7 protein-coding genes, 1 other RNA gene and 1 pseudogene are annotated in these 20669 nt (G+C 54.3%); 2 read left to right on the top strand and 7 right to left on the bottom strand.

Going from position 1 to position 20669, the window contains the following annotated elements; translation table 11 throughout:
• Positions 1 to 23: 23 nt before the first annotated feature.
• Positions 24 to 1538: an EAL domain-containing protein gene (locus E1B03_RS20140; RefSeq protein ID WP_133086796.1), complete on the top strand. Its 1515-nt coding sequence runs from the start codon at positions 24 to 26 to the stop codon at positions 1536 to 1538.
• 58 nt (positions 1539 to 1596) lie between these two features.
• On the opposite strand, the gene E1B03_RS20135 is transcribed toward E1B03_RS20140, so the two are convergent.
• A complete protein-coding gene (locus E1B03_RS20135) occupies positions 1597 to 1953 on the bottom strand; it encodes a hypothetical protein (RefSeq protein ID WP_057102102.1) in 357 nt (118 codons plus the stop codon).
• Positions 1954 to 2456: 503 nt separating this feature from the next.
• On the opposite strand from E1B03_RS20135, the gene E1B03_RS20130 reads away from it, so the two are divergent.
• Positions 2457 to 3257 (top strand): hypothetical protein, encoded by an 801-nt coding sequence (locus E1B03_RS20130; protein ID WP_103769289.1) that lies wholly within the window; start codon positions 2457 to 2459, stop codon positions 3255 to 3257.
• An 11-nt stretch (positions 3258 to 3268) separates the two neighbouring features.
• Here the strand turns inward: E1B03_RS20130 and E1B03_RS20125 are convergent.
• The 6 genes and pseudogenes from E1B03_RS20125 to E1B03_RS20100 all read right to left on the bottom strand — a co-directional run.
• Positions 3269 to 3445: pseudogene (locus tag E1B03_RS20125) on the bottom strand (integrase arm-type DNA-binding domain-containing protein); the annotation flags it as partial.
• A gap of 204 nt (positions 3446 to 3649) precedes the next feature.
• Positions 3650 to 4013: a transfer-messenger RNA gene (ssrA, locus tag E1B03_RS20120) on the bottom strand.
• Positions 4014 to 4085: 72 nt separating this feature from the next.
• On the bottom strand, positions 4086 to 5249 hold the full coding sequence (locus E1B03_RS20115) for a beta-barrel domain-containing protein (protein WP_087050841.1): 1164 nt from the start codon (positions 5247 to 5249) through the stop codon (positions 4086 to 4088).
• Between the two features lie 7 nt (positions 5250 to 5256).
• The gene (locus E1B03_RS20110; protein ID WP_133086795.1) at positions 5257 to 7443 is read right to left on the bottom strand and encodes a type I secretion system permease/ATPase; all 2187 of its coding nucleotides are present in this window, start codon (positions 7441 to 7443) and stop codon (positions 5257 to 5259) included.
• A complete protein-coding gene (locus E1B03_RS20105; protein ID WP_103769307.1) occupies positions 7440 to 8849 on the bottom strand; it encodes a TolC family outer membrane protein in 1410 nt (469 codons plus the stop codon). Before E1B03_RS20105 ends, E1B03_RS20110 begins: the two co-directional genes overlap by 4 nt.
• Before the next feature lie 100 nt (positions 8850 to 8949).
• Positions 8950 to 20196, bottom strand: a complete 11247-nt coding sequence (locus tag E1B03_RS20100) for a BapA/Bap/LapF family large adhesin (RefSeq protein ID WP_133086794.1) — start codon at positions 20194 to 20196, stop codon at positions 8950 to 8952.
• Between the last annotated feature and the right edge of the window lie 473 nt (positions 20197 to 20669).

Genomic DNA, 20669 nt, shown 5'->3' with positions numbered 1-20669 from the left:
GGTAAGTTCAGCCAGACTGGCGTATGTCAGTCTGGTTATTTCCTGCTGAAATAATATCTGAAGAGCGTCCTTCAGGGCGCTCTGTTCAACAACACGAGTTAATCATGTCTGTAACCAAGAAAATCACACCCATCATGCTGGTGTTGCTTTTTCTTCTGGCCGGTGTGCTGACGTCATGGCAGCAATGGGATAGAGAGGGACAACTTGTCAGGGAACACGCGATAAATAGCCTGATCGAAGAAATCGACACGATATTTGACGACGTAAATACCTTGGCTGTGTTGGCCAGCGCAAATATTCAGGAAGATTGCACCGACGATCTGCTACGAAAATTGCGTCTTCTTACGGCGTCTGGCGAGAAGATTCGTTCAGTCAGCATCATCAGAAACGGTGAGTGGAACTGCTCTTCTCTCGAAGGCAGAGAATCGCCGGGGATTGTTTCCAGGGGAACGACCACGCACTCACTGATGATTGAACAGCTTTATCGACTGAAGACGGAGATGTATATCCTCTATTTTCCGTTTCAGGGGCAGGTGGTGGCGGTTGCGGTATATAAAGCGGCGATCGATAAAATCCTCATGGATTTTTCCCGTAAAGCAAACATTGATGTGCATTTTTTATTGTATCCAGAAAAACATCCTTTCGTGCAGATGGCCTCGCAAAACTATCCTTTCTGGATTGTGACGGATTCACAGGATGGCCTTGCGGATTATGTGCGGGATAATCATTATCTTCTTATTTTATTTGTTCTTCTGTCTTTGCTGTTATATTTCCATTTACGCCGGGTGCAGCGGATTTCGCCAATAAAAATACTGCAGCGTGCGATTAATAATGATGAATTTGTTCCGTTTTATCAGCCCGTTGTCGAACTCGCTTCCGGAAAAATCGTCGGGGCTGAAGTTCTTGCTCGCTGGAATCACCCGGAGCAGGGAATTATTCCCCCTAACGAATTTATCCACACGGCTGAACATAGTGGGTTGATCAATGCGCTGACGCTGAAACTTTTAACGCAGGTAGAAGCTAATATGCGGTGCTTCAGGGATCATTGCGATATGCCCTTTCACATCGGTATTAACGTACCGCCATTGTCACTGGAAGATAATGAATTTACCGATGCCATTATCGCCTTTATTCAGCGGATGAACTTGTTTCATATTGACGTAATGATAGAAATCACCGAGCGACAGCAGAATCTGATCCGTGAAAGCGTGCTGAAGCGCTTGAAGGAGACAGGAGCGGCGCTAGCCCTCGATGACTTTGGGACCGGATATTCTAACTATGCAGCGCTGCAACGTATTTCGCCGCGGTTTTTGAAAGTAGATAAGATGTTTATCGATTACTTGGGTAAAGGTGGCGTGAGTGATAGCATTATCAGCAACATTGTTCACCTCTCTGAACTGGCCAGGATCCCAGTGGTGGCGGAAGGGATAGAAAGTGAAGAACAGATGGAGAGACTACGACGGATGGACGTTAGCTTTGGTCAGGGATACCTGTTCAGTAAACCAATACCCTTTAATGCGTTTCTGCATTTATTATAAGAATTGCTGATAATAAAAAACCGCTCGCGCGGTTTTTTATTATTGAATGGCTGGAAGATTACTCGCTGACTTTTTTCTCAACGGAAGCAGCACCTTCTTTGGTTTTATTCCAGCCTTTCTCGGCACCTTCTTTTGTTGCATTCCAACCTTTTTCAGTACCTTCTTTGGTTGTATTCCAGGCTTTTTGTGAGCCTTCACTTACCTTGCTGCTCAGGTCATCTTGTTTACCTTCAGCTGCATGTTTGGCTTTTAACTGTTGCTCTTCGCCCTGATTCTGCGCCTGATGCAGTTTTTCTTTTGCCGTATTGGCGTTTTCGTGCGCGGCAGCTACATCATTATCAGTTGCGTGTGTCGTGGCGGCAATAACGGGAGAAGCCAGCAGAATTGCAGATAATGCGATAATTGTCTTTTTCATAATATCCTCGCTTAGCGTTATAAGTTATTAGCGTGATTAAGCATGGCAGATAAACGAAGCGCTGGCTTTAGGAAAAAACTGTAAGTGCTGATACCGCTATTTATCCACCTCGTGCAGTTTCGAGTTATCAACACGGTTATTATGGTCTGGGGCAAATCCACGTTTAATGTTGGGTTAAATAGCGAGAGGCTACCTTTATTAAGTATGACGGTCTGCATCACAATGCTGTCTGGTATATATTTGGTGCAGTAATTGTTAATGAATTATACCGCTTAAATGACAACCGCTCATTTCCGGATGGGGTTGAGGATGGGATATCCGGGCAGAAACATGGTTGTTTGGGGAGAAAATGACCTATGAACTGTCGTGGTCAAGTAATAGTGGACATGCGGCTAAGTGAGTAAACTCTCCAGAGACATTACAGTTCCTGCAAAAATATCTGGCCAGAATTTAAACAACTCGATATTCTGAAATGCTTTGTGTTTTTGTGAACAGGAAAAAGTATGCTTAGTACGTTACCCGATTTACACAGAAGTTTTGCAGAGCAACTCAAGCTTAAATTCCAGTCGGATTCGCGAATTCATTCCCTTCTCGCTGGTGGCTCAATTATTCATGGCGGATTTGATAAATACTCCGATCTCGATTTTATCGTTGTCGTAGATCCTCTCTACTATGACGAAATCATGGCGCAGCGTAAGGTGCTCGCCGGAACATTAGGCCATTTGTTGCATGCTTTCACCGGGGAACATGTGGGAGAGCCTCGCCTGCTTATATGCCTGTATGGCCCCGAACTCCTTCATGTCGACCTGAAATTTATCACCCTGGAAATGCTCACTCAACGCGTTGAGGAGCCAGCAGTGTTGTTTACCCGCGATAACACTGCTCTGGAGCGACAACTGGCAAAATTTAGTGCTCACTGGCCTAACAAGACGCCGGAGTGGTTTGAGTCCCGAGCCTGGATCTGGCTGCATTATGCAGTGGTTAAGCTGGGAAGGGGCGAACTTTTTGAAGCGATTGGTATGTTGGCATTCTTCCGCGAGCAAGTGCTGGGACCTATGTTGTACCGTCGTGTAAATCTTCCGCAACGTGGGGTTCGCCGCATTGAATTCCACGGCATTGATCCTGACGGCCTGCTGACTTCCACATTGGCAACGCACGATCGTGACTCTGTCAGCATGGTCATCAGAAGGGCTGTTGACGCTTACATCAATCTGCGAGCTGATGCGCTGCCTGAAAATATCGCAGACGATGCAGCCCGTTGGGCGGTCCTTGCCATGCTGAAAGAGTATTCTGACAGGGGGTAAATCTATACTCCGGTCTTCTTCGCACGTTTCTTGGTGACAGGGCGAATGTAGCGAAACTGCCAGATTTTACTCCCGCCGGATTTGATGAGTAGCTCAAGGCCATCGCCATCATAGAGAACGTAGTCCGCTTCCTTGGGTTTAGCAGATTCGATTTCTTTAGCGGATAGAGGTTTGGTTTGTCTTGCCATCGCCGGGTTTCCATAGTTTTAGGCACCTCAAAAACAATAAAGCTTTATGAGGTGCCTAACACGGTGCCTAAAAGATTCGGATTTAATTAGTTGGCATCAGGCTTCGCGGGACAAAATGAGGGCACAAAAAAGCCCGCAGGGCTTGCGCCGTGCGGGCTCTTAGGACTTCATCGGATGACTCTGGTAATCACCGATGGAGAATTTTGGTGGAGCTGGCGGGAGTTGAACCCGCGTCCGAAATTCCTACATCCTCGGTACTACATGCTTAGTCAGTCTTTACATTCGCCTGGCACCTGCGGACAGACACGCCACTACCAGACTAGCCTGATTAGATTTAACGCTTCAACCCCAGGCAGGGCCTCCACGCGATCTCTTTTGGGTTTGACCTCTCTTTGATCCCCGTCTTAAGAGCGGAAGCTAGGGAGAGAGGGCTCAGAGCAGGTTATTAAGCTGCTAAAGCGTAGTTTTCGTCGTTTGCGACTATTTTTTTGCGGCTTTTTACGAGGCCAACCGCCCCTCGGCATGCACCTTGGGTTTCGCGAATCCCGTCGAATCCAGAATCAGCCCCAATGTGTTAGATCAAGTATAACAGACTTGTGACACGCGTGACCAGCCCCCGCAACCCCTAATCCTCAAGGATTTACCGCTCGCGCAGCGCTTCTTTTGCACGATTAAACGGTTTGATTAAATAGTCGACGATGGTTTTTTCACCTGTTTTTATATCCACCGTGGCAATCATGCCCGGTACGATGGAGAAATGGCGTCCCAGTTTGTTCTGTAAGAAGTCCTGATGGGTGCGGATAAACACGCGGTAGTAGAAGATTTCCGGTTTCACTTTGTCCTGAATAGTGTCCGGAGAGATGGTTTCGACTACCCCTTCCAGACCGCCGTAAATGGCGTAGTCATAGGCGGTTATCTTCACCAGCGCCCGTTGACCGGGATGGATGAACGCGATATCACGCGGTGACAGGCGGGTTTCTATCAGCAGATGATCGTCCAGCGGCACAATCTCCATCATCTCGCCATTGGGCGGGATAACGCCGCCAATGGTGGTGACCTGGATGTTTTTCACGATACCGCGCATCGGCGCGCGAACGGTCAGACGGGTGACGGAATCCTCGCGTCCTTTTAAAATAGCCGCCAGCATATCCACTTCGGCGTTAGCTTTTGACAGCGCTTCCCGCGCCTGCACAAAGTATTGCGAGCGCAGGTCGGTAATTTTTAATCCCAAATCGCTTTTTTGTCGTTGCAGGCGCAGCACTTCTACATGGCTGGCGGCACCGCTTTTCTCCAGGCGTTGGGTGATGGCCAGCTCTTTATTAACCGAGACCAGCGCATCCTGCAGTTCCGCCATTGAATCCGCAAGCTGCGCGCGACGGCTTTTATACAGGCGAGTTTCGGAGGCGATGAGATCCGGCCAGGCGCGCAATGAATCGGGAAAGACCAGCGGCAGATCGTTAACTTCAGCATTGAGCCTTGCGCTGGAAGCCAGTGAGGCGCGATAACGGGCGGCGCTCTCCCCAACGTTGGACTCAGAACGAGTCGGGTCGAGGCGCGCCACAATTTGATTGGCCTGCACTTTATCGCCCTCGCGTACTGTAAGTTCAGCGAGAATACCGCCATCCAGCGACTGCAATATTTGCTCTCGCGAGCTGGGGATCACTTTGCCGCTGCCGGTTGAGACTTCATCCAGCTTGCCGAAATATGCCCAGATACCCAGAACGGCAAACAGCAGCGTGCTGAGCAGAATAATGCGGCTGGCCCCGGAAAAACGGTGCTCGCGGCGGATATCAAGGTCGTCCATGGCGGCGTCATGCGGATTGGTTTTCATTTTTCCACTCCCGACCGTGAGTTGGGGCGGGTGCCCGGCTCGCATTCAACGCCTGCGCTTTCGGGGCATCCATGACCAGTTGGCCTTCTTTTAACACCACCACGCGCTCGACCAGTTCCAGGACCGGTACGCGATGGGTGGCGACAATCAATGTGCGGTTGCCCAGCCACTGGTTGAGGCGCTGAATAAACTCCCGCTCGGTATGTTCATCCAGCGAGGCGCTGGGTTCGTCAAGCAGCACGATATTGGGCGATCTCAGCAGCATTCTCGCCAGCAGGATCGACTGCCGTTGCCCACCGGACAAACCGTTGCCCCCCTCCATAATGGGATGCGCCAGCCCTTTGGCGAGCTGTTTAACGAAAGTTGCCGCGCCGCTGACCTCCAGCGCGTCGAAGATCTGCGCGTCGCTGGCGTGCGGCGCGCCGAGGGTCAGGTTCTCGCGCAGGGTGCCGAAAAACAGCCGCGCGTTCTGGCTGAGAAAACCGATGTTGCGGCGTAAATCGGCCATATCGATCTGCGCCAGACTCAGGTTGTCGAGCCGGACATCGCCCTGGATAATCTCTACACCGCCCGCCATGGCCTGCAGCAGGGTTGACTTCCCGGCACCGTTGCGCCCGAGGATCGCCACGCGTTCACCGGGCATGACCTCCAGACGCGAGATGCGTAGCGGAACGCGCTGATCGTCGCTGTGGTAGCGAAAGTGCGCGTTCTCAAACAGATAATGACCGTGAAAAATCTCCTGATGCACCCGGTCTTCGTCATACTGCGTTTCGGTGGGAAGCTGCATGATGCTGTCCAACCCCATCTTCGCCGCCTTAACCTGTTGCCAGCGGGCCAGCACGCCGCACAGGTTAGCCATCGGGGCAATCATTCTGGAGCCGAGCATCGAAGCCGCCACCACGGCCCCGGTGGTCATCGTGCCTTCAATCACCATCGGCGCGCCGAACATAATGATGGCGGCGTAGACCAGGCTTTGCACCGACATGCCCCAGCCAATCAACCCCTGAGTCAGCTTGCGCGTACGCAGTCCGGACTCTCCGGTAATACGGATGTAGCTGTTCCACTGCTGTAAAAAGCGGTTTTCCGCCTGCATTAGCTTGATGTCTTCCAGACCCTGAACGCTCTCAACCAGCACCGCGTTGCGCAGGGTGGATTCATGGGCCGCCTGGTTGGCGAGCACCGCCAGTTTCTTCTGTAACAGCAAACCGGGCAGGATCATCAGCAGGGCGGCGACGGGAGCTATCCACGCCAGCGGCGGGGCGATAAAAGCCAGCACCACGATAAACAAAAAGAAAAATGGCAGATCGACAATGGTCGACATGGTCGAGGAGGTGATCATCTCGCGAACCTGTTCCAGCTCACGCAGTTGAGAAATAAAGCTCCCCGTCGAGCGGGGTACGGCGCTGTTACGCAGCCTCAACGCATGACTGAATACGCGATCGGAAATGCGCATATCGGCGCGTTTGCCGAGCAGATCCATGATGTGGGTACGCGCTTCACGCAGCAAAAAGCCAAACAGCACTGCCACCAGAACGCCGGTGGAGAGAACATACAGCGTTGGATAAGACTGGGCGGGGATCACCCGGTCATAGACCTGCATGGAAAAGATAATTCCGGCGAGCGACAGGACGTTAATCAGGAAGGCGGCAATCATGACCGGCAGGTAAGGGCGGATGTCCTGTAACACCAGTTCGCGCATCCAGTCGGGCTTGAAGCGCGAAATATAGCGGTCTACCCGACTGTCCTTCAGCGCCGACAGCGGGCGCAGCGCGGTAATGCTCACGATCTCCGGCAAAAGTTCTGCAACCGTCAATCGGTTACGCTGGCCCTCTTCGGCGATGATAAAAACATCCAACGCATCTTCACCGTTGAAATGTTCTATCACCATCAGTTGGCCGTCGCGTAGTTCTGCCACCACCGGCAGATGCCACTGACCGAATGCCTGTGTGGCGGTATCCAGTGTATGAAATGACAGTCCCGCCTGACGCGCCAACTGCGACAGCGCCATGGCCCGGCTTTTCCCCGCAAACCATGGGGCGTTGGCCTGGATTGCGCCGGGTGAACAGGCAACGCGATAGTGGCTGGCTATATGCGTCATCGCCTGCGCCCACTGGCTTAGGGCGTGTTCGCCAATGGCATCTTCCGCATGTGAATCGAGGTTGCTCATAGCTTGATCTCCACCGATTGAATGCTGCGGTTATTTAAGGCGAACGCCTGGCGAAGCGATCCTGTGTTATAGAGGCAGTTCAGCTGGAGCTGGCGTAGCTGGTTTTGGGTCTGGAGTTCAGCAAAACGGGCCTGATACACCTCCTGCTCGGCGTTAAGCACGTCGAGCAGCGGGCGCGAGCCGAGGTCCAGGTACTGTTGCTGATAAAGTTCGCGCGTTTGTTCACTCAGCCGCTGCTGGCGACGCAGAATCTGCAGAGCGGTGGCGAGACTCATCGCCTGGCTGCGGGACTCCAGTAATTTTTGCCGGACTTCGAGTCGGGTGCGCTGGATGGAGTACTGTGCAGACTCTACCGCGTGACTGGCGGCGTTGCGTCTGGCGGTGAGTCCGCCTCCCTGATACAGCGGCATCTCGACTTTTACCCACGCGGAGTACTGGGTTTTATCGAGTACCTCATGGCTGGGGTATTTGTCGTTGAGATAATGCTGTACCGACGGCTCCAGGGAGATGGTGGGCGTCATCTGGGCGTTGGCGTAATCGAGATTTGCCTGTGCCACATTCGCCTGCGCCCATGCCGCCAGCACAGCGGGAACCAGCTTATCTTCCGGTTTGACCACATCACAACTGCTGTCCAGTTTGACCGGGAACTCGTTGCTGATGTCGTTAAGCGAGTTCCAGCCGAGGAAGCTCATCAGCGTGGCCTTGCTGCTGTCGAGATTGGCCTGATACTGTGCCAGCTGAGAGCGTGCGGACTCAATACGTGCGTCGGTTTGCACCACGTCTGACAGCGAAGTTGCCCCTTCATCATTGCGTTGACGGGTCAGTCGACCTATGCCGTTTAAGGCAGTGAGCTGTTCTTCGGCGGCATCCACCATTTGTTGCCACGTCTGCACCTGAACGAGGGCGTTGGCGGTTGCGTGAGCGATGGTATCAATACTGAGTAACACATTCGCCTGCTGTTGCGCGGCTCCGGCGGTCTCAGCGCGGACCTGGCTTGCCACTTTGCCGAAGTCGTACAGCATTTGTGACACCGAAATAACCAGCGCCGGGCTAAAGCCGTGGTCGGTGTAGGTATTGCTGTAACCGTTGTTCATTCCGGCAGAAACCTGCGGGTAGTATTTCGATTTCGCCACGTCGATCTGCTCGTTTTGTGAGAGCAGTTTGCCGATCGATTCACGAATAGAAGGATGCCAACTCACGGCGCGACTCACCGCGTCGTTCAGCGTCAGGCTGCCGGGGGCTGCGGCGCTCAGCGGCAGATCGGCAACCGCGCCGTCCAGCGAGGGAAGCATCTGGCTGGTGGCCAGTCCTTCCGGCGTAATAATTTGCGGTTCATTTTCGGCATTCACCCGCATGGTACAAAGCGTTAATGCCAGCAGTAGGGCAACAGGCGCGACATTTCTCATAGTTTATCCCTTACAAAATACGGCAGCGACGACTGTTATTGCCCCGGACGTCATGGCATCCGGGGCTGTAGTTATGGCGCTTTAACGCATTGCGTTAACGTCAGGGCACAATGTGATTTTGTTGCACCAGCTCATCGAGCGTGGTGTGTACGTTCTCCAGTGTTATGAGATTGGTTGCGTGATAAGTGTTGCCCGTACCGTCGCGGTCGATGGCAATCACTGTGTTGTTACCGCTGGTGGTCACGGTGAGATAGTTGCCGAGCGTGGCGTTCTGCCCGTTCCAGCCCACCAGCAGGTCGCCGATATCGATTTTGTCGCCCTGGGCCAGCGAGAAGTTGGTCCAGTTGTCGGTCACGCCATTGCTAATGTTGCCGCCGGTCGCGTCGTTGGCGTTGAGCAGGTGATAAATCAGCGTATCGCCGTAGACCGATCCGGTGATCACGTCATGCTGTGCGGTACTGGCCATCTGCGGATTCATATTGATGGTCAGCGTAGCGGTGTCCGTATGCCCGTTTTGGTCGTTAAGCGTATAGGTAAAGGTCTCTTTGCTGGTGATCGATGCTACGGTTGTACCCGGCTTCAGCGTGTAGATGTATGAGCCATCCAGGTTCATGGTCAGTGAACCATAATGACCCTGAATTGTTGCGCTACTGATGCTACCGGCCGGATTAAGGGTGGCGGTACTGCCGTTAAAGCCGGTGACGGTGAGCTGGGTATGGACGGTTGAGAGCTGATCGTGCGCGCCGGCGGCATCACTGCCATCAAAAATGTTGCCATTCACCGTGGTGGCGTTAACGTCCCAGGTATTGAGGTGCCATGTCGTGCCCGTGACGTTCGGCGTAATGCTGACGTTGCCAACTGCCAGTCCTCCCATTGTTCCGGTGAAGCTGATGTTGTAATGGCCTGCGGCCAGCTCGGCATTACCCAGCGAGATGGCAATTGAACTGCCTAACAGGCTGATGGAGCTGGCGGGTACAGAGCCAGAAAGCGAGAATCCGTTAGGGCCGGTGATTGTCCAGGCAATGCCCAGCGTACCGACGGTGATAAGCGTGCCGATGTTGAAGTTGAGCGTGGCGCTTTTCAGTACGTCATTCGTCGCGATATCAAACGAACCTGTACCGGTTGCTTTGCTCCCAAGCGTTGGGATTGTCGCTGTTCCCAGCGCGCCGCTTCCGTACCCAACAGAGTCCTGAACGGTACTTACCGCCATCGTGCTGCTGACGTCATTTATCGCGTCCAGCGACTGCGGCGTTGGTTTGATATTCAGTGAGGCGCTGCCGGTATCGCCGTTTGGTGCTCTGACCTTATACACGAAGCTGTCCGGCGTGTTGATACCGTCTGCGCCCAACCCGCTTTTCAGCGTGTAGGTGTAGTTCCCTTTCGCATCAATAGTCAGCGTGCCGTACTGCCCGTTGATGGTGGTAGTGCCCGTGCCGTTAACGGCGACACCGTTCACTTCGGTGATAACGGTTTTAGCCGGAGCCGAGTCGTTGGTCAGCAGGTTTCCATTGGTTGCCGCACTCAGACTGTCGACAGCGTAGGAGTGATCGGCCTTAATATCCAGGGTATAGCTGGTCAGCAGCGTCAGACCACCGGAGGCATTAAGCAGGAACAGGTAGTCACCGCCCGGCAGTGTGATGGTGTAGTCCGTTGAGTTACCTCCTAGCAGCGCTGTGACCCAGTTGGGCTTCACGCGAAACTGTTCATACTGCTGAATGGACTCGTTGAAGCGATAAACATAGAGATCAAAACCGCCTACCGTCACGCCAAGAACGCTTGCTTTGACGGTCAGCGTGCGGGTTGCGCCGTCATCCACGTTGAATTTGATCGGGTTGGTTAAACCGTTAACCAGACTGACGTCCAGCACATTGCCGAGACCGACGCTGGCGAGGGTGAAGCCGGTTTGTTGTGATGTGCCATGATCCTCCGCGATGACCTGCGTCGCGTAGGTCAGCGCAGCCACATCGTCCGCAGCGGTTACCGTACTGGTGGTTGGGGCCTGACCGAGCGTCACCACCAGTTTTGCCGAGGAATGATCACTACCATGCGTCAGCGTGTAGGTGAAACTTTCGGAACGCCCATACACTGAGATTGACGTGTTGGTCAGGGTATAGGTGTAGCTACCATTCTGATTGATATGCAGGATGCCGTATTTTCCCTGAACATCAATACCGCCCGCTGGGATGTTCACGACGTTGCCGTTACCATCGGTGATGGAAGTGACCAGCGTGCCGGAAGGTGCGTTATCCTGCCCGTTGGTGGGGTCGGTATCCGTGATGATATTACCTGACTCGCTAGTACCGCCGGTGATGGTCCCAGCGCTGGTTTTGACCACCGAGACATCAAGGCTGGTGTATGCACCCGTCGCCAGCAGGTTGGTGTTGTAGCTCACCACGCGGTAATCACCGCCGGTCAGTCCGCTGTAATTGAGCGTTACGCCCGAGGCACCCAGGGTGAGCAGGCTGGCGAAGTCTGGTTTCCCGGTATCTACTATCGTTACCCAGGCATTCAATGTTGTGTCAAAGCGCTGGATGACGACTTCAAGCGTGTTTAACAGAGACAGCACCACGCCGGTAGCGGCGGCATTGATCGTAATGGAGCCGCTGCCGCCAGAGGCGATGCTGAAATTCACGCTTGCCGTATCATTGCCCAGTACGTTGGCGACATTCCCTAACGCATTGACCAACAGGAAACCATAATCACTTTGATGATCGGTGCTGACGATCACATCGGTTTGAAGCGGCAGACTGGTGACGTTATCTTCAGCCAGCAGCGGCAATACCGGCGCGAGAGCGCTTGTCGGTGATGAGGTATTTCCCGCCGCATCGGTCGCCGTGGCGGACAGCGACTGCCCCTCAATCTGGCGAACCGGCAGGTTGACGCTGTAGACGCCGCTACTGTTGGCGATTGCCGTCACGCTGGTGCCGCCGGGCAGAGAGATGGTGACCGTGCTTCCCGCTTCGGCGACGCCGCTCACGGTGCCGCCATCGGCGCTGATCAGTATCGTAGGTGCGGTCGGTGGTGTGGTATCCACAATCACGCTGAACGAACCGGACAACCCGCTTGCGCCGTTGGTGTTGGTTGCGGTGGCGGTGAACGCGTGGTTACCTTCGCTGAGTGCGCCGGATGGCGTAAAGCTCCAGATCCCGTTACCGTCTGCGGTCGTGGTGCCCATTAGCACGCCGTTGTTGTACAGACTGACCACCGCGTTTGCCTGCGCCGTTCCGCTGAGCGTTGGTCGGGTGTCATTGGTGGTTTTACCGGGAGCGACGGGGCCTATGACAGTGCCGACGTCATCGAGCACGCTGGCAATAAGAGGGGCTGGCGGTACGCCGGTAAACGGTGCCAGCACGTTGCCCGTTGTGCCGATGTTGCCTGCGGCATCCTGCGCGCTGACCAGCAGCGTTTGCCCACTGATTTGCGGTGGATTCAGCGTAAAGGTGAAATTACCGGAGGCGTTGGCCGTTGCTGTACCGAGCACCGTTCCACCGCTGGAGGTAATAATGACCGTGCTGTTAGGCTCGGCAACGCCGGTGAGCGTGGTGCCGTTGGCGTTTACCGCCAGCCCGGTTGGGATGCCCGGGGCGACGGTATCAACCACGATCGCTGCCGCAGACGATATGCCACTGGTATTACCCGCGCTGTCCGTTGCGGTGATGGTAAAGGAGTGGGCACCTTGCGCCAGCGCGGTGGGCGGCGTGTAGGTCCAGTTGCCGCTGCCGTCCGCCGTCACGCTGATGACAAAGCTGCCGTTATCATAAATATCAACCCGCGCGTTGGCCTCCGTGGTGCCGTTTAACGTTGGTCGAGCGTCATTGGTTGGCTGATTACTGCCAATCGCCCCGGTGTTTGGCCCGACATCATCAATAATGCTGCTGATTGAAGGCTGCGTCGGCGCCGTAGTGTCGACCACCACGCTGAAGCCCGCCGTTGCGCCACTGGTGTTGCCCGCCGCATCGGTGGCGGTGACGGTGAAGGTGTGCGATCCATTCGCCAGCGGCGTGGTTGGGGTAAAAGACCAGCTATTATTGCTTTGCACCAGCGCGGTACCCAGCAGGGTGCTTCCGTCATAGATGCTGACGGTGCTGCCTGCCTCGGCGGTGCCATTTAGCGTCGGGCGGGCATCGTTGGTCAGTTGCCCGTTGCTGAGCGCCGCATTGAATACGCCGCCTGCGATATCATCGACTACTGAGACCAGTAATGGGGCGGATGGCGCAATGGTGTCGACATTAATCGTAAACCCGCCCGAGGTAGGACTCACGTTCCCGGCGGCATCGGTCGCGATAGCAGTAAACACATGCTGACCGTTGCCCAACGTGGCAGGCAGATATTCCCAGGTGCCGTCTATCGCCGCAGTCACCGTTGCCAGCAGCGTGCCATTATCGTAGATGGCCACCCGGGAACCGGCTTCCGCCGAGCCGTTGAGTACGGGACGGGTATCGTTGGTAAAGGCACCGCTCGACAGCGTTCCGGTTCCCGGCAGCACGTCATCAAATGCCTGAATAATCGTTGGCGCAAGCGGGGCGACGGTATCAACAACGATGTTAAATCCAGCGGACGTTGGGCTGACGTTTCCGGCAGCATCGGTTGCTGTCACCGTCAGCGCGTGGTTACCGTTAGCAAGTGGGGTTCCCGGCGTGAAGTTCCAGGCCCCCGTACCATCTACTGGAGCAGATCCGATCAGCACTCCGTTATCGTAAATTCTCACCGTGGAATTGGCTTCAGCCGTACCGCTGAGAGTAGGGAGCGTATCGTTTGTGGCCTGGCCGTTGTTCAAATTACCGATCAGCGGTCCGACATCATCCGCAACCTGGGTAATCGCAGGCGTCCCTGGCAATACGGTATCCACGATAAGCGCGAAGCCAGTGGATGGTTGGCTGGTATTACCGGCGCTGTCGGTGGCGGTAACGGTTAGCGTGTGCGGGCCATTTGTGAGTGCATTTGTCGGGGTTAAGCTCCAGGTGCCGTTTGCCCCAACGGTGGTGGTACCTATGGGCTGACCATCGCTAAGGACGGTAATGGTTGCGCCAATTTCACCAATGCCACTTAGGGCAGGACGGGATTCATTCGTAGTCTGCCCGTTGGTTATCGGGCCAGTTGTCGGGGCAGTGTTGTCCTGTACCGAACTGATGATCGGAATTGACGGGGCAACAGAGTCCAGCTCAATAGTAAACGATGATGATACTCCGCCTGTGTTCCCCGCCGGATCGGTGGCAACGACGGTGAAAATATGTTGTCCCTGTCCCAGCGGGGCATCCGGCGTGAAGCTCCAGTTGCCTGACTCGTCCACCTGAGTTGTACCTATTTCAGCGCCGTTATCACGGATCGTGATGATGGCGCCGATCTCGCCTTTGCCGTTCAGGGTAGGTTGCGCATCGTTGGTCAGTTGTCCGTTGGTCAGCGCTGTATTGCCAGGATTATCGTCAATGACTGAGGTAATGCTCGGTGCTGCCGGTGCCAGGGTGTCGACGACGACCACAAACGGTGGCGTTGTCGGGCTAATGTTACCCGCGTTATCTGTAACGCTGGCAGTCAGCGAGTGGCTTCCTTCACCGAGAGCAGGGACTGGCGTAAAGCTCCAGTTGCCATTTTCGTCGCTGGTGGTTGTGCCGATTACCGTGCCATTGTCGCGGATGGTAACAACCGAATCCGCCTCGGTAACGCCGGAAAGCGTTGGGGTGTTATCGTTGGTCAACTGCCCTGAGGTTAGGGTCTGGGTCGTACCAACGTTGTCCGTGACCGTCACAATAGATGGCGCATTCGGTGCCAGGGTATCGACAATAATGCGGAAATCACTGGACGGATCCCCCTGGTTGCCAGCGGCGTCAGTTGCGCGGGCGGTAAAGAGATGATTGCCTTCTCCCAGCGGTGCTGTTGGGGTAAAGCTCCAGAATCCGTTGCTGTTTACGGTCGTTGTGGCATAAGCAATTCCGTTATCGTAGAGGGTAATGGTTGCCCCAGGCTCGCCAGTTCCGTTGAGCGTCGGGCGTGAATCATTGGTAATTTGCCCTTTATCCAACGATCCGGTGCCGGGGGCGACATCGTCGATAATGCTGGTGATAGTTGGTGCTTGCGGTGCCGTAGTGTCGATGGTGATAGCGTAGTTGGGCGATAAACCGCTGGTGATGCCGCCTACAGTTTGTGACACCGTGAAGTTATGGGTTGTGCCGTTAGTCAGCGGGGTGGGTAACTGATAACTCCATGCGCCAGACACGGCATCGGCGGTTACCGTGACGGGAGTCGTTTCGCCATCTATAAAAATATTAACAGTCGCCCCGGCAGTGGCCGTCCCTTGCAGCAGCGGTAAGGTGTCGTTGGTGGTTTTACCGTTGCCTATCACCCCCATGATGGGCGCAATGTCATCAACAATCTCAAGCGTTGGTGGATGCGGAACGCTGGAGGTAGCCGCGTTAAACGTTGTCGGATCGCTTTGATTTCCGGCGGTATCCTGAGCGATGGCGTTGAGCGCCTGGCCGGTGGTTTGTGCCGGTGAAATTGTGACAGAGAACTTACCTGAACTGTCTGCCACCCCCTGGCCGAGAATGGTGCTACCGCTGCGAATGATGACGGTACTGCCTGCATCGGCGGTGCCGCTAACCAGCGTCCCGTTAGGGTCTACGCTGGTAACCGTAGGCGTTGCAGGCGGCAGGGTATCGACTATCAACGTCAGCGGGTTACCTGCTGCCAGTGAGTTACCTGCGTCATCCACGGCGCCGAAAGTTAGTGTGTGGCTGACGTTGGGCGTGAGGGGAACATCCACACTCCAACTGCCGTTCGCGGCAACGATGGCCGTCGCAATCGGTGTAGTCGTGCCGTCATAAATTAACACCGTACTGCCCGGCGTGCCGGTCCCGCTAATGGTTGGCGTTGTATCGTCCGTGACGCTGCCGCTGGTTAGCGAACCGGTAAAGACGCCAGCGTTATCCTGGATATCCGTTACCTGCGGCAGTGTCAGCTTCGTGCTGTTAACCGTAAACGAAATGCTGTTTGAATTGTTGCTGACGTTACCTGCGGGGTCTGTTGCGGTAGCGCTTAATGTGTAGCTCCCGTTTGCCAGCGCAGTCCCGGGAGTAATACTCCAGGTACCGCCTGCCACAGTTGCAGTACCGATCACCGTACCGCCGTTATACAGAGTGATGATGTCTCCATCGATACCTGTACCGCGAATGGTTGGCGTGGTGTCATCGGTCACGGCGCCGGGTGCGAGGTCGCCCATGACATCGCCGACATTATCGTTGGCGGCGATAATCACCGGCGGCGCAGACGGCGTCGTGTCGATGTTCAGTGTGATGGCATTCGACGGCTGGCTGACGTTGCCAGCCGGATCGGTTGCGGTGAGGGTTACCTGGTAAGCACCTGGAGCAACCGGTGCTGGCGGAGTAAAGCTCCAGGTTCCGTCAGCACCTACTGTTGCGGTTCCCTGTAAAGGGGGAGTGCCGTTCAGATAAACGGTAATCAAATCCCCGACGTTCCCCGTGCCGCTAAAGGTTGGCGTGGTATCGTTGGTGTTGCCGTTAGTGACCACACCCGTTACCGGGGCCACATCGTCGGTAATGATTGGCGCGGCTGGTTGTGCGGGAGGCGTATTGTCTACCGTCAGGGTAAAGCCGGCTGATGGGATCCCCGTGTTGCCCGCGACGTCTGTCGCCGTGGCGGTGAATTTATGCGGCCCGTCGGCGAGTGAGGTTGGGGTAAATGTCCACGTGCCGTCTGGCTGTACGGTGACGGTGCCAATAGAACCGCCATTATCATAAATCGTAATCTTCGCGCCGGGCTCGCCGGTTCCGGAGAGTTCGGGATTCGAGCTCTTGGTACTGCTGCCGTTATTCAGCGTTTGTAGATTTGACCCAATCAGACCTTCTGCGGAGCTGATAACCGGGGCTGCTGGTGGGGTGGTATCAATCGTTAGCGTAAAGTTCCCGGCATTGCTGGCGTTGCCTGCAACGTCCGTGGCGATAGCGGATAAATTGTGCGTGCCTTCACTAAGCGGTTGGTCGAGTAGAATACTCCAGGTGCCTGTGGGTAAAACAGTCGTGCTTCCAATTGGTGTTGCCCCATCATAGAGGGTGACCGTAGAACCGGCTATTCCGGTTCCTTTCAGCTCTGGTAAGGTATCGTTTGAACGGCTTCCGGAAGGCAGATCGATCGGCGCATTTCCAACGTCGTCGGTTGCCGCCAAAATGACAGGATCGCCTGGCGGTTGGGTATCTACGGTAACGTTGACCACTGTGGATGAGGTGATGACATTACCGGCGGCATCGGTTGCCGATACCGTAAACTGATGGGTGCGATCGCTGAGCACCTGATTTCCCGGAACGGTATAGCTCCAGGTACCCGATCTGTCGACAAGTATAACCGTCAACAGTTGATTGCCATCGTACAGGCTCACCAGTGAACCCGGTTCACCGGTACCCGAGATGGTGGGCGTATTGTCGTTGGTGACCCAACCGTTATTTGCCACGTTGCCCGTAATACTGCCAACATCATCGTTGACCAACGTTATCACTGGAACGGTTGGGGCGATGCTATCGACAATAATTTTCCAACTGGCGGCGCTGCTGGTGTTGTTGGCGGCGTCAGTTGCCGTCACCGTAAACACATGCGCGCCCTGGCTCAACGCCGTAACAGGCGTATAGTTCCAGTTACCATTGATATCAGCGGTAACGGTTGTAAGCAGAGTGCCGTTATCATAAATTTTGACCTGCGAACCCGGTTCAGCGATGCCTTCAATTTTCGGTTTATCGTCGTTGGTTAAGTCATTGTTATTGATGGGGCCAGTGATATCGTCAACATCATCAGTAACGGCAATAATAACCGGCTGGTTTGGTGCAGTGATATCCGGAGCCAACGCGGAAGTCGGCTGACTCTCGTTATTGCTGCTGTCCGTTGCGGTGACTTTTACCGTTTCGCCGTTCATTTTCGACGGCGTAATCGACACCGTGAAGTTGCCGCCGCTGTCTGCCTGGCCTGTGCCAATCTGATTACCATTGCTGTCTTTGACGGTGATGGTGCTTCCCGCTTCAGCATGTCCACTGACAGAACCACCATCCCCAGCTACGGTAACGCCGGTTGGCGCGTCAGGTGCCGTGGTGTCCGGGGCGGTGATTGGGGTGTTACCGCTGGTATTGCCTGCTGCATCCGTTGCATTCGCACTCAGTCGTTCACCGTTAGTCTGCGGCGGAACTAGCGTGGCGGTGAATTCTCCGTTCGAGCCGGCGGTTGCTGTTCCAATGATCGCGCCACCTGGAGCCAGAATATGTACCGTACTGTTGGGTTCAGCTATGCCGGTAACCTGATCGCCTGTAGGGTTAATCACCAGATTAGTAGGCGGTTGTGGGGCCGTGATGTCTGGCGCGAGCGCAGTTTCCGGCGGGCTTGGGTTCCCGGCTGGATCGGTGGCGATAGCGGTAATGGTTTCACCATTGGTCTGAGGCGGCTTAATAATGATGGTAAATGAGCCATCTGTTCCGGCGACGCCACTGCCGATCTGAACATTATTGCTGTCTTTGATAACCACGGTATTGCCCGGCTCGGCCGTCCCGGTAACGACAGTGCCATCGGCAGAGACGTTTACATCGTCCGGCGCTGACGGTGGCTGAGTATCGATATTGATATTGAATGCTGTTGATCTTCCCCCCGTACCCAGATGGTTGGTCGCCGTGGCGGTGAAGGCGTGTGGCCCGTCGGGCAATAGCGTAGCGGAGGTCCAGGTCCAGTTGCCGCTGGGATCGGCAAGCACGCTTTCGACAAACACGCCGTTGTTATAAATGTTAACCGTGCTGTTAGCGTCTGCGGTACCCGAGAGCGTAGGGGTTTGGTCGTTGGTGGCCTGATTATTGCTCAACAGTCCGGTTGAGGGCGCAAAATCATCCATAACGCTGACGATAACGGGTACGCCCGGGTAGCCTGAGTTGGTGGCATTGAAAGGAGTATCTGGCCCGATGTTGCCTGCCTGGTCCTGAATCTTCGCGATCAGTGCTTCACCGTGCGTCTGCGAGGGGGAAATCGCGATGGAGAAATTGCCGGTTCGATCGACCGTTGTTGAACCCAAAACCTGATTATTACTGCCGATGATAATGACCAGGCTTCCAGGCTCAGCTCTACCGATTACCGTTGTGCCTTCCGGATTAACGGAGGAAATGACTGCGGCTGCAGGCGGAGTGGTATCAACGGTGAATGTCGGCACGCGCGTTGCTGCGCTCACGTTACCTGCGGCGTCAGTTTGCGTCAGCGTCAGATTGTGAACACCATCGCTGAGCGGAATGTCCGGTGTAAAGGTCCAGTTACCATTGCTATCTACGGTTTGCATACCAATCAGGATGCCATTGTCATAGATGTTGATGGTACTACCTGCTTCGCCAGTGCCAGTTAGCGTCGGCGTGGCATCGTCGGTTATGCCGTTATTGGCAATAAGTCCGGTGATGGAACCGACATTGTCGATTTCCTGAGTGACCACGAGAGCGTCAGGGGCAAGCGTATCGACAATAATGACCCAACTGTCCGACATCCCACTGCTACCCGCACCGTTTGAAGCGCTGACGGTAATCTGATGGGTACCGTCTGCGAGAGGAGAGGATGGTGTAAACGACCATTTGCCGTTGGCATCGATAACCACCTGACCAATTTCGACGCCGTTATCAAAAATATGTAATGTGGCATTCGCGGGGCCAGTACCCTGGAGTGTTGGCGTATTATCGTTGGTGGAATCCTGCTGATTGACAGGGCCAGTAATCAGCTCCTGGTTATCTGTTACGCTGGTAATTATAGGTGCGTCAGGCTTATTAGGGGTTGTTGTTGGCGGTGAGCCGCCGTCACCGTCACCATTACCGCCGTTGCCATTACCATTACCGCCGTTGCCATTACCGTTACCACCGTTGCCGTTGCTACCATTACCGTTTCCAGCGTTATTATCGCTCCCGCCGCCACCTCCGCCTCCACCGCCTGCGGCGAGGCCGATTCCACCTGCAACTGCGATCCCACCAAGAACCCACGGCCAGACAGCGCCGCCTTCATGACTACCTTCGGCTGTCATCAGTGGAGTGAGATCGTCCAGATGCTGGAAGTGGAAAGCGCCATCAGTATCCTGAACCCACCACAGTGCGCCATTGCTATCTTCCAGAACGAGTTGGTTTTGTGCATCACCTTTTCCGACGTAGAAATTTTTTATGGTGATGGTTTCGCCTGAGCGGAGCGTGACAACCAGATCCTGATTAACGCGCGTCAGTTGACTTACCTCCTCACGTGATACGGACAGTTTCACGATGGATGGTGAGCTGAGCGTAACTTCAGAGGCTTCAACATTTGTAGAAACGCCAGTTAATTTTGATACAACGGCGAGAAGACGCATATGTTCACTCCTGATGGCATGCCGGGAGTATTAATCCACAACAGCGCGCTGGGAAATTGGGCAGACAGGGGCTCCGTTCATCATAAAGATGAATTTACACATGTAATTTCATTGATTAGGTCGTACAGCAGTTAGTTTACTGGTTAAATACGTTCGGGCCCTTTTGGCTGAATAGTTCTTTCGTATTAGATGATATAGTCAGAAAGAAAGTATTCTGCAACTTATCCATATTAAAAAAGTATTTAGCTATTTGAAAAGGATACTTTCCAGTGTGTATTAAATTGCTGATTTTATATAATTCATTGTATTTTAAGATTTTTATTTTAACATAAATGGATGGGGATATAATAAACACCAGTAATAATAGTGTTATTAAATAAGTGAGAATATGAATGGTATTGTCTTGAAAATTAATTTTATTCGACTACGAGAGATGGAGTAATGGCCGGGTGATATTTCGGATTTGAACGATT

This window comes from Citrobacter arsenatis (assembly GCF_004353845.1).
GTDB classification, from domain to species: Bacteria; Pseudomonadota; Gammaproteobacteria; order Enterobacterales; family Enterobacteriaceae; genus Citrobacter; species Citrobacter arsenatis.
The sequence above is the reverse complement of the archived record's forward strand: the minus strand, read 5'-3'. Positions and strand labels throughout refer to the sequence as shown.